The following is a 14,799-nucleotide window of genomic DNA, read 5'->3' as shown; positions in this document are numbered from 1 at the left end:
AGGGCGGGAGAAGGCCGCGCAGCTTGATTCACTGTTCAGAATTCTGAATAATCAGTGAATGAATCAGCAAAATGTCCAGGCGCTGTGGCCGCATATCCATTCGCTGACGGTGCTCGCCGCGGCCGGCAGTTTCACGGCCGCCGCGCAGCGGCTCGGCATCAGCAAGGCCGCGATGAGCCAGCGCATCGCCGATCTCGAGAAGGCGGCCGGCGTGCCGCTCGTGCGGCGCACGACGCGCAGCGTGCGGCTCACCGATGCGGGCCAGACGTTGGTCGACAGCACGCGCGACGCGTTCGAGTCGATCGGCCAGCACTTCGCGCGCGTGAAGGACCTGGCCGGCGAACCGCGCGGGTTGCTGCGCGTGACCGCGCCGGTCGCGCTCGGGCGCCAGCAGATCGTGCCGCACCTGCCGGATTTCCTGCGGCAGCATCCGGGCGTGCATATCGAGCTCGACCTGTCCGACCGGCTGCATTCGCTGACGCAGGAGGGTTTCGATCTCGCGATCCGCCACACGACCACCGCGCCGCAGACGCACGTCGCGTGGAAGCTGTGCGATACGCGCTCGCTGCTGGTCGCGAGCCGCGACTACCTCGACGCGCGCGGCGCGCCGCGCCATCCGAGCGAGCTCGTCGACCACAGCTGCCTGTGCTACCTGCGCGACAACGAGCCGGCCGCATGGAGCTTCGAGCCCGACGGCCGGCGGCGCCAGCGCGTCAGCGTGCCGGTGCGCGGCAGCTTCGCGGCGAACAACAGCGAGGCGATGCGCGAGGCCGCGCTCGGCGGGCTCGGCATCGCGCTGCTGCCGGATTTCAGCGCGCAGCGCGATCTCGATGCCGGCCGGCTCGTCGCGCTGCTCGACGGCTGGCGGCCGTCCGGCGCGTTCGGCGACCACATCTTCGCGATCCGGCCGTACAGCCCGGTCGTGCCGAGCGCGGTGCGCGCGCTCGTGCGCCATCTGCGCGAGCGGCTCGCAGGCGGTTTCTCGGGCGCGTGACGGGGCGTGACGGGGCACCAAGCTGGCGCAAAAGGGGCGTGAAGGGCGCTTGACGGCCAAGTACGCGCAAGCCGGGCCGCACGGGCGCAGCCGGCGGCAGCGCGGGCAGCCGCCGCCGCGCTGCGGTAAAATCGCCGCTTCCTCCCGCGCCCGTGTGGCGCGTCATTCGAAGGTCGACAGCCGATGCAGATTCACAAGGAAGTGGACGCGCGCGGGCTCAATTGCCCGTTGCCGATCCTGCGCGCGAAGAAAGCGCTCGCCGATATGGAGAGCGGGCAGATCCTCAAGGTGCTCGCGACCGACCCGGGCTCGCAGCGCGATTTCGCCGCGTTCGCGAAGCAGACGGGCAACGAGATCGTCGAAGTGACGACCCAGGACAAGACGTTCGTGTTCCTGATGCGCCGCCGCTGACGGCCCGCATCACGCGCCTCTCGCGGCACGCCGCCGGGCCCGGTCCCGAGGCGGTTGCGCCGCGCCACCCAAGGCTTCGACGCCTCTGACAATTCTTAAACCTCGCCGCGCAGCCGGCTGCGTATACTGACCCGGCCGGTCGTCCGTCTCGGATGGATACACCGGCCACGGTAGGTCATACGAGGCGGGCACGGGGGCCATGTCCGACGCTACCGTCGTACAAACGGGGAGAGGACATGTCCTTCAGACCAGGGACCATTCGAAGTCCGTCCGTGGCGGAACGCATCATGGCCGCACGTACGGTCGGGTTGAGCCGGATCGAACTCGATCCGCAGCAGGATCGCCACGCGCGTGCCGCGCTGGAGGCGTATGCCGATTCGGCGGCGGCCGAGATGCCGTGGCTGGCCGAATCGCTCGACGAACGCCTGCGCGACGCCGCGCGGACCGACGGTGCGGGCGTGACCTATTGCGGGGCGACGATCGGGCGCGTGTTCGATCTGGCCCACGCGTGGGCGGCGGCCCAGCCCGACTATGCGGCGACGGCATGGGAGCGCGTGCGCGGCCAGCTGGAGCGGATGCTGGGGCAGCCCATGCTGGGGCAGCCCACGCTGGGGCAGGCGGCGTCGCCGCAGGCCGACGCATCGCCGGCGGACTCGCTGCGGCGGTTGCCGGAGGGCGATTTTGCCGCGCCGGTGCGCGGCATCGCGGACGCCGATTAAGCGTGTGATCGCGCGACGGGAAGGATTATTCGAATAAAGGACCGTAGTCCGCGCAATTTCTTGGCGAATTTCATACTACTATGATGAAATCGCCGGTTCGTCCGTGCCCCGTTTTTGAGATATTTGCCGGGGCGTCGCGCCGCGCAGGTAGCGCGGGCGGCAAATGGCGGCTCGCCGGCCGTTGTCGGGGCTGCGCAGGCGCATGGCGCGCGGCGTGTGAGCGCGGGAAGCTGAACTGGACGAATCGATTTCGATTTGCGGGGTGCTATGAGAATTGCTGTACTGGATGACGATCCGGCCCAGACGGATTTCGTCAGTCAAACGCTGACGGCCGCCGGCCACACCTGTTACGCGTTCAAGGAAGGCAAGGCGCTGAAGAAGCGTCTGCAGCGCGAGACGTTCGATCTGCTCGTGCTCGACTGGAACGTGCCGGACATGTCCGGCGAGGAAGTGCTCAAGTGGGTGCGGGCGAACCAGACCGAGCACAGCCTGCCGATCATCTTCATGACGAGCCGCGACGACGAGGCGGGGATCACGCAGATCCTCAACGCCGGCGCCGACGATTACGTGGTCAAGCCCGTGTCGGGCCCGATCCTCCGCGCGCGCATCGGCTCGCTGCTGCGCCGCGCGTATCCGGTCAACGCCGAGGCGACCGTTCGCGAGTTCGACCAGTTCCGCTTCGACGTGAACCTGAAGCAGGCGTACGTCGGCGACAAGGCCGTGAGCCTCACGCAGAAGGAATTCGAGCTCGCGCTGCTGCTGTTCCAGCATCTCGACCGGCCGCTGTCGCGCGCGCACATTCTCGATCTCGTGTGGAAGCAGGCGACCGACATTCCGTCGCGCACGATGGACACGCACATCTCGATGCTGCGCACGAAGCTCGGCCTGCGGCCGGAAAACGGCTATCGCCTCGCGCCGATCTACGGTTACGGCTACCGGCTCGAGCGGGTCGGCCAGGGAGAGCCGGAGTGAGCGCGCGCATCACGCCGCGCAGCGCACGCTTGCGCACGGCCGCACTGGGCGCGGCCTGCGCGGTGGCGTTCGCGTTCGCGGCGCAGCAGGCCGCCGCGCAGCCGCCCGCGGCCGCGGGCAAGACGATCGTCTACCGCACGCAGGCGGGCGACACGCTGTACGACGTCGCCGCACGCTATCTGCAGGGCCCCGACGACTGGCAACTGCTGCAGCAGCTCAACGGCGTGCCTGCGCCGAAGCATCTGCAGCCCGGCATCGCGCTGAAGCTGCCGGTCGCGCGGCTGCGCAAGGAAAAGCTGACCGCGCGCGTCGTCGCGGTGCAGGGCTCGGCCGAGCGCGCGTCCGGTGATGCATACGCGCCGCTCGCGAACGATGCGACGCTCAACGAGGGCGATCGCGTGCGCACCGGCGCGAACGGCTTCGTGACGCTCGAACTGGCCGACGGCACGCACATGAGCCTGCCGCCCGACAGCCAGCTCGACCTGAAGAAACTGCGGCGCACCGTGCTGACCGGCACGCTCGATCGCGAGTTCGAGCTCACGCGCGGCTCGGTCGACAGCGAAGTCACCCACCTGAAGAAGCGCGACGACCGCTTCCAGATCCGCTCGCCGTCGGTCGTGGCCGGCGTGCGCGGCACGCGGTTCCGCGTGAACTACGATGCGGCCGGCAACGAAGCGACGCGCGTCGAAGTACTCGACGGCACCGTCGGCGTCGCGGGCAAGCGGCAACCGGCCGCTCCGACGCTCGTGCATGCGAGCTTCGGCAGCGTCGCGACGTCGTCCGGCGCGGTCGGCGCGCCCGTGCAGCTGCTGCCCGCACCGGCGCTCACGCATCCGGACAAGGTGCAGGACGAGCCCGACGTCGCGTTCGACATCGCGCCGCTCGCCGATGCGCGCGCGTACCGGCTGCAGCTCGCGCACGACGCGGGGATGCTCGACCTGTTCCGCGAAACGCGTACCGATTCGTCGCGCGCGGTGTTCCGCGACGTGCCGAACGGCACGTACTTCGTGCGGGTCGCCGCGATCGACGCGAACGGCCTCGAAGGCATGCCGCGCACCTATGCGTTCGAGCGGCGCCAGATGGGGCTCGACGCGACCGCGTCGCCAGGCGCGGGCGGCTACGAGTTCCGCTGGTCGCCGAACGGCGCGGGCAAGGATGCGCGCTACCGGTTCGTGCTGTCGCGCTCGAAGGACCTGAGCGCGCCGGTCGTCGACCAGGTCGGCCTGCCGTCGCGCAAGATCACCGTCGCGCACCTGCCGCCGGGCGACTATTACTGGGCGGTGACGGTCGAGGAATTCGAAGGCGGCAAGTTCTATCAGAAGACGAGTCCGGTCAGCGCGTTCACGTTGTCGCGCTGACCCGCGGCGCATGAAACCCGACTCCGTTTCTCCACGGCGGCGCCTCGGCCGCCGCTTCCTGATCGAGTGGATCGCGATCGGCTGCCTCGGGATCGCGGTGATCCTCGCGTGCGCGCTCGGCCGGCTGTCGTCGAGCGTCGACGGGCTGATCTACGACCGGCTGCTGATGCTGCGCAGCCTGCCGCTGTCGCCCGACGTCGTCGTCGTCGACATCGACAACCAGAGCGTGTCGGCGCTCGGCCGCTGGCCGTGGCCGCGCAGCGTCCACGCGCGGCTGCTCGACACGCTCGCGCGCGCGCAGCCGGCTGCCGTCGTGTACGACGTGCTGTTTACCGAGCAATCTGCCGAGGATCGCGCGTTCGCCGACGCAATGGCCCGTGTGCCGACCTTCCTGCCGGTGCTGCTGAGCCCCGAGCAGGCGGACGGCACGCGCACCGTCGATCCGCCGGTCGCCGAACTCGCGGCACGCGCGATGGGGCTCGGCCACATCAACCTCGAAGTCGATCCCGACGGCATCGTGCGCAGCGTCGCGCTGTTCGAAAGCGACGGCCGCGTGCGCTGGCCGCAGCTGATGGTGCCGGTCTACCGCGCAATCCAGGCCGGCCGCCTGCATCCGGTCGGCGGCGCGCCCGGCGCCAACGCGCACGATCTGTCGCGCGACGCGGCGGGCGAGGGCCGCTACCTGATTCCGTTCAGCCGCAACACGCCCGCGTATCCGACGCTGTCGTTCGACGACGTGCTCGAAGGGCGCGTGAAACCGGACGCGCTGCGCGGCAAGATCGTCGTCGTCGGCGTGACCGCGTCGGGCCTGTACGACCGGTTCGCGACACCGGTGTCGGGCGACTTCGGCCCGCTCGCGGGCGTGTACATCCATGCGAACGTGCTCGACATGCTGACGACCGGCAGCGCGATCCTGCCCGTGTCTCGCGCGGGGCTCTTCGCCGCGTCGCTGCTGCCGCTCGCGGTGCTGCTCGGCGGCTTCCTGATGCTGTCGCCGTGGCGCGCGCTGCTGCTGACGCTGAGCCTCGCCGCGCTCGCCGTCGTCGCGAGCGTCGCGCTGCTGTTCGAGGCGCGCGTGTGGCTGTCGCCCGCGCCCGCGATCTTCGGGCTGATCGCCGTGTACCCGATCTGGAACTGGCGGCGCCTCGAGATGACGATGTCGTACCTGCGCCGCGAACTGCAGCGCCTCGCCGACGAGCCGCACCTGCTGCCCGAGGCGCCGCGCACGCGCAGCGTCGGCGGCGACGTGCTCGAGCGCCAGATGGCGCTGATGGCGCAGGCCGCACAGCGCGTGCAGGACATGAAGCGCTTCGTATGGGACAGCCTCGACAGCATGCCGGAGCCAATCTTCGTCACCGACCTGGCCGGCACCGTGCTGATCGCGAACCATGCGGCGAAGCGCTACGGGTCGCGGCTCGCGCTGCCGCTGCCGGAAGGGCGGCCGCTGCGCGCCGCGCTCGGCGAGCTGACCTTCATGAAGACCGTCGACGGCAACGCCGAACACGACGTCGCGATCCGCGAACACTGGCCGGCCGCGCTGGACCCGACGCTCGGCGCCGAAGACGAAGCCATGGCGCGCGGCATCGAGGTGCGCGACCGCGACGGGCTCGACCATCTGTTACGCTACGCGCCATGCACGAACGCGCAGGGCCGCGTGACCGGCTGGATCGCGGGCCTCGTCGACGTGACCGAGCTGCATGCGGCCGAGCGCCAGCGCGAGGAAGCGCTGCACCTGCTGTCGCACGACATGCGCTCGCCGCAGTCATCGATCCTCGCGCTCGTCGAGATCGAGCGCGATCGCGTCGAATCGGACACGATGCGCGGGCTGCTCGGGCGGATCGAGCGCTATGCGCACCGCGCGCTGTCGCTCGCCGACGAGTTCGTGCAGTTGGCGCGCGCGGAGTCGCAGGCGTACCAGCTCGAACCGACGAGCCTCGTCGACGTACTGATCGACGCGAGCGACGAAGTGTGGCCGCAGGCACAGGCCAAGCGCATCCGCATCGATACCGACGTCGGTACCGACCTGGCCTGGACGCGCGCCGACCGCTCGCTGATCACGCGCGCGTTCGTGAACCTGCTGAACAACGCGGTCAAATACAGTCCGTCGGACACGGTGATCACGTGTACGCTGACGGTCGAGCATGCATCGAAACGGATGTTCTGTACGGTTCGCGATCAGGGTTACGGGATCGCGCCCGAAGATCAGCGGCATCTGTTCGAACGTTTCAAGCGGTTCCATGCCGGCGAGCGGCCCGAGATCTCGGGCTCCGGGCTCGGCATGGCGTTCGTGAAGACGGTCGTCACGCGCCACGGCGGCAGCGTGATGGTCGACAGCGAAGTCGGTGTCGGCACCGCGGTGACGGTGTCGCTGCCGGCGATCGACGAGCCGTCCGCCTGACAGGGCCGGGCAGACGGCAGGCATTTGGGGGAAGTCATGAGAAAGGAATGGGCAGCGGCCGCGCTGACGGTGTCGCTGTTGACGGGTTGCGCCGGCGTCACGACCGGCGTGAGCGCGCTCGGGCAGCCGGATGCGTTCGGCTCCGGCGCGCACGGCTACGATGTCGTCCGCACGGCCGCGCAGGCCGACGATGCCGACTACCGGCAGATCGAGACGCTCGTGCGCGACGAGCTCGCGCACCGCGGTTTCGATGCGCAGCCGGCGCAGGCCGCGCGCTACCGGCTGTCGATCGCGTATGCGACGCAGCCGGCGTCGGTCGCGACCACGGCCGAACAGTGCGGCGCGGCGAGCAGCGCATGCGTGACCGTCGACGGGCCGGCGCCGTTCGCGCTGCCGTTCGCGGGCAAGGTCTACCGCCACGTGCTGACGCTGCGTTTCGTCGATGCGAAGTCGGGTGCCGACGTCTATCGCGTGTCGGCGTCGCTGCGCGACCGCGACGCGGGCTCGCGGCAGGCCGCGCCGACGCTCGTGAAGAGCGCGCTCGCGAAGCTGCCGTTCGAGCCGGGCGACGGCTGGCTCGTGAAGACGAAAAAAGACGACGCGGGCGCGATGCCGGGCGTCGTCTCGGTGAAACCGGCCGCCCCGCACTGACGCGCGGCAGCCGACAGGCAAGGGCAGGGCCCGCCCGCCGCGTTCGCGACGCGGGCCCTCGCAGCGTTCAGGCGGCCGGTTGCGCGTTGCCGCGCGAACGCAGGTACGCGTCGAACTCGGTGCCGACTTCCGGGTGGCGCAGCGCGAATTCGACCGTCGCCTTCAGGTAGCCGAGCTTGCTGCCGCAGTCGTAGCGCGTGCCCTGGTACTTGTAGGCGAGCACCTGCTCGTCGGCGAGCAGCGCCTGGATCGCGTCGGTGAGCTGCAGCTCGCCGCCCGCGCCCGGCTTCAGCGCGCGCAGGTGCTCGAAGATCCGCGGCTTCAGGATGTAGCGGCCGACCACGCCGAGGTTCGACGGCGCGACTTCCGGCGCCGGCTTCTCGACGATCGCCGACATCTTGACGATCGACTCTTCCCACTCCTTGCCGTCGACGATCCCGTACGACTTCGTCTCCGACGGCGGGATCTCTTCCACGCCGATCACCGAGCTGTGATAGTGGTCGAACACGTCGACCATCTGCTTCATCACCGGCGGGTTGCCGTCGAGCAGGTCGTCGGCCAGGATCACCGCGAACGGGTTGTCGGCGACCAGCTTTTCCGCACACAGCACCGCGTGGCCGAGGCCGAGCGCTTCCGGCTGGCGCACGTAGAAGCAGTCGACGTGGCTCGGCTTGATGCTGCGCACGAGCTCGAGCAGCTTCTCCTTGCCGCGCGCTTCCAGTTCGGCCTCGACTTCGTACGACTTGTCGAAGTGATCCTCGATCGCGCGCTTGCTGCGCCCGGTCACGAAGATCATTTCCGTGATGCCCGCGGCGATCGCCTCCTCGACTGCGTACTGGATCAGCGGCTTGTCGACGACCGGCAGCATTTCCTTCGGGCTCGCCTTCGTTGCCGGCAGGAACCGCGTGCCGAGGCCGGCGACGGGGAATACTGCCTTGGTGACTTTCAACATGATCGAACCTTTATTCCTGTAATCGACTTGTCAGACAGTCTATGTTCACGTCCCGATTATAGTGAACGCAAACGACCTTACCGTTTGTTACGCAGGCAACCGATCGAGCTGGGCGCGCAGTTTGTCGAGCGTGCTCTGGAATTCCGCGACCCGCTTTTGCTCCTGTTCGACCACGGCCGGCGGCGCTTTCGCGACGAACGCCTCGTTGCCGAGCTTCGCATTGCACTTCGCGATCTCGCCGGTCAGGCGCGCGACTTCCTTCGACAGGCGCTCGCGTTCGGCCGCGACGTCGATCTCCACCTTCAGCACCAGCTTGTTCGGGCCGACGATCGCGATCGGCGCGCCGTGCGCTTCCTGGTCGAGCGCCGCTTCGTCCGCGAGGATCTGCACTTCCGACAGGCGCGCGAGGGCCTGCACGTACGGCGCGAACGAGCGCAGGCGCGCGGCGTCGCCGGCCGCGAGCAGCGGCACCTTGGTCGCCGGCGACAGGTTCATTTCGCCGCGCAGGTTGCGGCATGCGTCGACGATCGCCTTCAGGTCGGCCGCCCATTGTTCGGACGCCTCGTCGATCTTCTGCAGGTTCGCGACCGGATACGCCTGCGTCATCAGCGACGCTTCGCCGTCGGCCTTGCCCTGCGGATAGCGGCCGGCGAGCGGCGCGACCTTCTGCCACAGCGCTTCGGTGATGAACGGGATGACCGGGTGCGCGAGGCGCAGCACCGTTTCGAGCACGCGCAGCAGCGTGCGGCGCGTCGCGCGCTGCTGTTCCGGCGTGCCGTTCTGGATCTGCACCTTCGCGAGTTCGAGGTACCAGTCGCAGTACTCGTCCCACACGAACTTGTAGATGCTCGTCGCGATGTTGTCGAAGCGGTAGTCGGCGAAGCCCTTCGCGATGTCCGCCTCGGTGCGCTGCAAGAGCGACACGATCCAGCGGTCGGCCGCCGAGAAGTCGAGGTAGCCGCCGGGGCCGCAGTCGCCCGCGCCGCACACTTCCGGCTTGTCGGCGCCGCAGTCGTGGCCTTCGCAGTTCATCAGCACGAAGCGCGTCGCGTTCCACAGCTTGTTGCAGAAGTTGCGATAGCCTTCGCAGCGCGCGAGGTCGAAGTTCACGTTGCGGCCGAGCGTCGCCATCGATGCCATCGTGAAGCGCAGCGCGTCGGTGCCGAACGCCGGAATGCCGTCCGGGAATTCCTTGCGCGTCTTCTTCTCGATCGTCGCGGCCTGCTTCGGGTTCATCAGGCCCGTCGTGCGCTTCGCGACCAGCGTGTCGAGGTCGATGCCGTCGACGATGTCGATCGGGTCGAGCGTGTTGCCCTTGCTCTTCGACATCTTCTGGCCTTCCGCGTCACGCACGAGGCCGTGCACGTACACGGTGTGGAACGGCACCTTGCCGGTGAAGTGCGTCGTCATCATCACCATCCGGGCGACCCAGAAGAAGATGATGTCGAAGCCGGTGACGAGCACCGACGACGGCAGGAAGTGCTGCAGTTCAGGCGTTTCGTTCGGCCAGCCGAGCGACGAGAACGGCACGAGCGCCGACGAGAACCACGTGTCGAGCACGTCCTCGTCGCGCTTCAGCGCGCCTGCATAACCCTGCGCCGCGGCCTGCGCGCGCGCTTCGTCCTCGTCGCGCGCGACGAACACCTCGCCGTTCTCGCCGTACCACGCGGGAATCTGGTGGCCCCACCACAGCTGGCGCGAGATGCACCAGTCCTGGATGTTCTCGAGCCACTGGTAGTAGGTCGTCGTCCAGTTTTCCGGCACGAACTTGATCTGGCCGTTGCGCACGACGTCGAGCGACGTTTCGGTGATCGACTTGCCCGGGTTGAACGTGCCTTCCGGCGCCGGCTTCGTCATCGCGACGAACCACTGGTCGGTCAGCATCGGCTCGATCACGACGCCCGTGCGGTCGCCGCGCGGCACCATCAGCTTGTGCGGCTTCACCGAGTCGAGGAAGCCCAGCGCGTCGAGATCGGCGACGATCGCCTTGCGCGCATCGAAGCGGTCGAGGCCGCGATACTGCTCGGGGCCGTTGTCGTTGATCTTCGCGTCGAGCGTCAGGATCTCGATCGGCGCGAGGTTGTGGCGCAGGCCGACCTGGTAGTCGTTGAAGTCGTGCGCGGGCGTGACCTTCACGACGCCGGTGCCGAATTCGCGATCGACGTAGTCGTCGGCGATCACCGGAATCTCGCGGCCCGTCAGCGGCAGCGTGACGAGCTTGCCGATCAGGTGCGCATAGCGTTCGTCTTCCGGGTGAACCATCAGCGCGACGTCGCCGAGCATCGTCTCGGGGCGCGTCGTCGCGACGGTCAGCGAGCCCGAGCCGTCGACGAGCGGGTAGCGGATGTGCCACAGGTGACCGTTTTCTTCCTCGCTGACGACTTCGAGATCCGACACCGCGGTGAGCAGCACCGGATCCCAGTTGACGAGGCGCTTGCCGCGATAGATCAGGCCCTGTTCATACAGCGTCACGAACACGTCGCGCACGGCGGCCGACATCTTGTCGTCCATCGTGAAGTATTCGCGCGACCAGTCGGTCGACGCGCCGAGCCGGCGCACCTGGCCGGTGATCGTCGAGCCGGACTTCTGCTTCCATTCCCACACGCGCTCGACGAACTTCTCGCGGCCGAGGTCGTGGCGCGACACGCCTTGCGCATCGAGCTGGCGCTCGACGACGATCTGCGTCGCGATCCCCGCATGGTCGGTGCCGGGCACCCACAGCGTGTTCTCGCCGAGCATCCGGTGATAGCGCGCGAGGCCGTCCATGATCGTCTGGTTGAACGCGTGGCCCATGTGCAGCGTGCCGGTGACGTTCGGCGGCGGCAGCTGGATCGCGAAATCGGGGCGCGCCGGGTCGAATGCCGGGGCGGCATAGCCGCGTTTTTCCCACTCCGGCCCCCATTGGGACTCGATGGTGTGGGGCTCGAAACTCTTCGCAAGCGTGCTGTCGCTCATGTTGGAAATCTGCCGAAAAATGCGTGAATTGGATGCCGAATCCGACAATTATAAATGGATGCACATCGGCCAGCCATCGCCGTGCCGGCGCGGGCCTGTCGCGGAGCGCCGCAGCGCGGCGGCGCGGCGGCGACGGTCGTGCGGCGAACCGACCGGAAACGGCATCGCGCCGCCGACTTATAATGGCGGGTCCGCATTTTTTCTCGCACGCCCGCTGCCGCTCCATGCCCGATCTGCTCGCCAATCTGAACCCTGAACAATACGCCGCCGTCACGCTGCCGAACGAACCGGCACTGATCCTCGCGGGGGCGGGCAGCGGCAAGACCCGCGTGCTGATCACGCGGATCGCTTGGCTGATCCAGCAGGGCTACGCGTCGCCGCCGACCGTGCTCGCCGTCACGTTCACGAACAAGGCCGCGCGCGAGATGATGGCGCGGCTGTCGGCGATGATGCCGATCGACACGCGCGGGATGTGGATCGGCACGTTCCACGGGCTGTGCAACCGGATGCTGCGCGCGCACTACCGCGACGCCGGCCTGCCGCAGACATTCCAGATCCTCGACACGGCCGATCAGCTGTCCGCGATCAAGCGGCTGATGAAGGCCGCGAACGTCGACGACGAGAAATACCCGCCGAAGAACGTCCAGTACTTCATCAACAACGCGAAGGAACAGGGGCTGCGTCCCGACAAGGTCGACGCGTCCGACAACTTCAACCGCAAGTTCGTCGAGCTGTACCAGGCGTACGACCAGCAGTGCCAGCGCGAGGGCGTCGTCGACTTCCCCGAGCTGCTGCTGCGCTGCTACGAGCTGCTCGCGTACAACGCGCCGCTGCGCGCGCACTACCAGGCACGCTTCAGGCACATCCTCGTCGACGAGTTCCAGGACACCAACAAGCTGCAGTACGCGTGGCTCAAGATGCTCGCGGGCGGCCAGAACGCGATCTTCGCGGTCGGCGACGACGACCAGTCGATCTACGCGTTTCGCGGCGCGAACGTCGGCAACATGCGCGACTTCGAAGACGAATTCCGCGTGCGCAACCTTATCAAGCTCGAGCAGAACTACCGGTCGCACGGCAACATCCTCGACGCGGCGAACCAGCTGATCTCGAACAACTCGCACCGGCTCGGCAAGAACCTGCGCACCGACGCCGGCCACGGCGAGCCCGTGCGCGTGTACGAGGCGAGCACCGACGCGCAGGAGGCCGGCTGGATCGTCGAGGAGATCCGCTCGCTGATCAACACCGGGATGTCGCGCAGCGAAGTCGCGGTCCTGTATCGCAGCAACGCGCAGTCGCGCGCGATCGAGCACACGCTGATGACGTCGGGCATCCCGTATCGCGTGTACGGCGGCCTGCGCTTCTTCGAGCGCCAGGAAGTGAAGCACGCGCTCGCGTACCTGCGCCTGATCGACAACCCGAACGACGACACCGCATTCGCGCGGGTGGTGAACTTCCCGACGCGCGGAATCGGCGCGCGCTCGATCGAGCAGCTCGCGGATGCCGCGCGCCTGTACGACTGCTCGATGGCGGCCGCGATTCCTTACGTGACCGGCAAGGCCGGCTCGAGCCTCGGCGCGTTCGCGACACTGATCGCGAAGATGCGCGCCGAGACGCAGCAGATGAGCCTGCCGGAGACGGTCGAATACGTGGTGCGCGCGAGCGGCCTCGCCGATTTCTACCAGGGCGAGCGCGAAGGCCAGGACCGCCTCGAGAACTTGCAGGAACTCGTGAACGCGGCCACCGCGTTCGTCAGCGAGGAAGGCTATGGGCTCGACGCGCCGGCTCGCTCGATTCCGCTGCGCGCGGGCGCGATCGCGGCACCGGAGCTCGGCGCGGATGCGGACGATCCGTCGGTCGACGTGCTCGATCCGGCACCGCTCGGCGACCCCGCGCAGAACCCCGACACGATGACGCCGCTCGCGGGCTTCCTGTCGCACGCATCGCTCGAAGCCGGCGACAACCAGGCGCAGGCCGGCCAGGACGCCGTGCAGCTGATGACCGTGCACGCGGCGAAGGGCCTCGAATTCTCGGCGGTGTTCATCACCGGCCTCGAGGAAGGGCTGTTCCCGCACGAGAACAGCGTGCTCGAATCGGACGGTCTCGAGGAAGAGCGCCGTCTGATGTACGTCGCGATCACGCGCGCGAAGGAGCGGCTCTACCTGTCGTTCGCGCAGAGCCGGATGCTGCACGGCCAGACGCGCTACAACGTGCGCTCGCGCTTCTTCGACGAGTTGCCGGAGCACGTGCTGAAATGGCTGACGCCGAAGGTCGAGGCCGGCTCGCGCTGGGGCGGCCGTTCGGACAACGCCGGGTGGGGGCGCGACTGGTTCGCGCGCCCGGGCGGCGGCAGCCGCGAGCAGATCGTCGATGCGGCGGTTTCCGCGCCGCTGCCCGCGTTCGCGGACAAGCAGCGCGCGGCCGACACCGGTTTCCGCGTCGGCCAGCAGGTCTTCCATACCAAGTTCGGCGAGGGCACCGTCACCGCGCTCGAAGGCAACGGCGCCGATGCGAAGGCGCAGGTGAAATTCAAGCGGCACGGCGAGAAGTGGCTCGCGCTGGCAGTCGCGAAACTGCAGGCGGTGGAGTGATGAGCATCGACATGGTTGAAACGGTGGCGACGCGCCCGCTCGGCATTCTGGCCGCGCTGCCCGAGGAACTCGGCGACCTGATCGCCGCGATGCGCGCCGACGGCGCGATGAAGACGATCACGCTCGGCCGCCGCGATTACCACGTCGGCACCGTGCACGGCGCGGCCTGCGTCGTCACGCTCGCGCGGGTCGGCAAGGTCGCGGCTGCCGCGACGGTCAGCGCGCTGATCCACGTATTCGGCGTGTCCGGCGTGGTGTTTACCGGCGTCGCCGGCGGTGTGTCGCGCACGGTGCGCGTCGGCGACGTCGTCGTCGCCGATACGCTGCTGCAGCACGATCTCGATGCGTCGCCGCTGTTTCCGCGCTACGAGGTGCCGCTGCTCGGCATCACGCGCTTCGCGACCGACGCGGAGCTGACGGCGCGCCTGAAGGCCGCATGCACGCTGTTCGTCGCCGAAGAGGGCGCGCAGTTCGCCGAGCGCTTCGGGCTCGCCGGCGCAACGCTGCACGGCGGCCTGATCATCAGCGGCGACCGCTTCGTGTCGAGCGAGCGCGAAGTCGTCGCGCTGCGCGACGCGCTGCCGGACGCGCTCGCGGTCGAGATGGAAGGCGCGGCGATCGCGCAGGTGTGTGCCGAGCACGACGTGCCGTTCGCGCTCGTGCGCACGATCTCCGACACGGCCGACGACCATGCGACGCAGTCGTTCTCGCACTTCCTGTCGGCGATCGCGAGCAGCTATTCGTCCGGCATCCTCAAGCGTTTCCTGACGCTGCATGCGACGACGGCGGCCTAGCCGCCGC

At 68.5% G+C, this 14,799-nt stretch carries 11 protein-coding genes; 9 read left to right on the top strand and 2 right to left on the bottom strand.

Annotation, left to right across the window (positions count from 1 at the left end; all coding sequences use genetic code 11):
- The first annotated feature begins 58 nt into the window (after positions 1-58).
- The 7 genes from Q3A80_RS22965 to Q3A80_RS22935 all read left to right on the top strand — a co-directional run bounded on the left by Q3A80_RS22965 (position 59) and on the right by Q3A80_RS22935 (position 7,503).
- A complete protein-coding gene (locus Q3A80_RS22965) occupies positions 59-994 on the top strand; it encodes a LysR substrate-binding domain-containing protein (RefSeq protein ID WP_446331161.1) in 936 nt (311 codons plus the stop codon).
- 183 nt (positions 995-1,177) lie between these two features.
- A complete protein-coding gene (locus tag Q3A80_RS22960; RefSeq protein WP_006753156.1) occupies positions 1,178-1,405 on the top strand; it encodes a sulfurtransferase TusA family protein in 228 nt (75 codons plus the stop codon).
- 236 nt (positions 1,406-1,641) lie between these two features.
- Positions 1,642-2,124 (top strand): peptidase, encoded by a 483-nt coding sequence (locus Q3A80_RS22955; RefSeq protein ID WP_446331160.1) that lies wholly within the window; start codon positions 1,642-1,644, stop codon positions 2,122-2,124.
- A 267-nt stretch (positions 2,125-2,391) separates the two neighbouring features.
- On the top strand, positions 2,392-3,096 hold the full coding sequence (locus tag Q3A80_RS22950) for a response regulator transcription factor (protein ID WP_006402120.1): 705 nt from the start codon (positions 2,392-2,394) through the stop codon (positions 3,094-3,096).
- On the top strand, positions 3,093-4,454 hold the full coding sequence (locus Q3A80_RS22945) for a FecR domain-containing protein (RefSeq protein WP_446331159.1): 1,362 nt from the start codon (positions 3,093-3,095) through the stop codon (positions 4,452-4,454). Before Q3A80_RS22950 ends, Q3A80_RS22945 begins: the two co-directional genes overlap by 4 nt.
- A 10-nt stretch (positions 4,455-4,464) precedes the next feature.
- Positions 4,465-6,852: a CHASE2 domain-containing protein gene (locus Q3A80_RS22940; RefSeq protein WP_446331158.1), complete on the top strand. Its 2,388-nt coding sequence runs from the start codon at positions 4,465-4,467 to the stop codon at positions 6,850-6,852.
- Positions 6,853-6,888: 36 nt separating this feature from the next.
- The gene (locus Q3A80_RS22935; protein WP_446331157.1) at positions 6,889-7,503 is read left to right on the top strand and encodes a DUF4136 domain-containing protein; all 615 of its coding nucleotides are present in this window, start codon (positions 6,889-6,891) and stop codon (positions 7,501-7,503) included.
- Between the two features lie 67 nt (positions 7,504-7,570).
- Here Q3A80_RS22935 and galU read toward each other — a convergent pair whose 3' ends face one another.
- Together galU and Q3A80_RS22925 are read right to left on the bottom strand one after the other, a co-directional pair.
- Positions 7,571-8,455: a UTP--glucose-1-phosphate uridylyltransferase GalU gene (gene galU / locus Q3A80_RS22930; RefSeq protein WP_446331156.1), complete on the bottom strand. Its 885-nt coding sequence runs from the start codon at positions 8,453-8,455 to the stop codon at positions 7,571-7,573.
- A gap of 87 nt (positions 8,456-8,542) precedes the next feature.
- Positions 8,543-11,410, bottom strand: coding sequence for a valine--tRNA ligase (locus Q3A80_RS22925; RefSeq protein WP_446331155.1), 2,868 nt, complete (start codon positions 11,408-11,410; stop codon positions 8,543-8,545).
- A gap of 224 nt (positions 11,411-11,634) precedes the next feature.
- Between Q3A80_RS22925 and Q3A80_RS22920 the strand changes: the two genes are divergently transcribed.
- Together Q3A80_RS22920 and Q3A80_RS22915 are read left to right on the top strand one after the other, a co-directional pair.
- Positions 11,635-13,998 (top strand): UvrD-helicase domain-containing protein, encoded by a 2,364-nt coding sequence (locus Q3A80_RS22920; protein WP_446331154.1) that lies wholly within the window; start codon positions 11,635-11,637, stop codon positions 13,996-13,998.
- On the top strand, positions 13,998-14,792 hold the full coding sequence (locus tag Q3A80_RS22915) for a 5'-methylthioadenosine/adenosylhomocysteine nucleosidase (protein WP_446331153.1): 795 nt from the start codon (positions 13,998-14,000) through the stop codon (positions 14,790-14,792). Before Q3A80_RS22920 ends, Q3A80_RS22915 begins: the two co-directional genes overlap by 1 nt.
- The last annotated feature ends 7 nt before the right edge of the window (positions 14,793-14,799 follow it).

It is taken from the genome of Burkholderia sp. SR8 (assembly GCF_052851275.1).
Note: the sequence above shows the minus strand (reverse complement) of the source record. Positions and strands in the feature narration are given on the sequence as shown.

What these genes read in the sequence shown, in the direction of transcription:
- Q3A80_RS22925 (WP_446331155.1), bottom strand. Translation starts at nt 11,410, where the DNA reads ATGAGCGACAGCACGCTTGCGAAGAGTTTCGAGCCCCACACCATCGAG.
- Q3A80_RS22955 (WP_446331160.1), top strand. Translation starts at nt 1,642, where the DNA reads ATGTCCTTCAGACCAGGGACCATTCGAAGTCCGTCCGTGGCGGAACGC.
- galU (WP_446331156.1), bottom strand. Translation starts at nt 8,455, where the DNA reads ATGTTGAAAGTCACCAAGGCAGTATTCCCCGTCGCCGGCCTCGGCACG.
- Q3A80_RS22950 (WP_006402120.1), top strand. Translation starts at nt 2,392, where the DNA reads ATGAGAATTGCTGTACTGGATGACGATCCGGCCCAGACGGATTTCGTC.
- Q3A80_RS22965 (WP_446331161.1), top strand. Translation starts at nt 59, where the DNA reads ATGAATCAGCAAAATGTCCAGGCGCTGTGGCCGCATATCCATTCGCTG.
- Q3A80_RS22920 (WP_446331154.1), top strand. Translation starts at nt 11,635, where the DNA reads ATGCCCGATCTGCTCGCCAATCTGAACCCTGAACAATACGCCGCCGTC.
- Q3A80_RS22940 (WP_446331158.1), top strand. Translation starts at nt 4,465, where the DNA reads ATGAAACCCGACTCCGTTTCTCCACGGCGGCGCCTCGGCCGCCGCTTC.
- Q3A80_RS22960 (WP_006753156.1), top strand. Translation starts at nt 1,178, where the DNA reads ATGCAGATTCACAAGGAAGTGGACGCGCGCGGGCTCAATTGCCCGTTG.
- Q3A80_RS22915 (WP_446331153.1), top strand. Translation starts at nt 13,998, where the DNA reads ATGAGCATCGACATGGTTGAAACGGTGGCGACGCGCCCGCTCGGCATT.
- Q3A80_RS22935 (WP_446331157.1), top strand. Translation starts at nt 6,889, where the DNA reads ATGAGAAAGGAATGGGCAGCGGCCGCGCTGACGGTGTCGCTGTTGACG.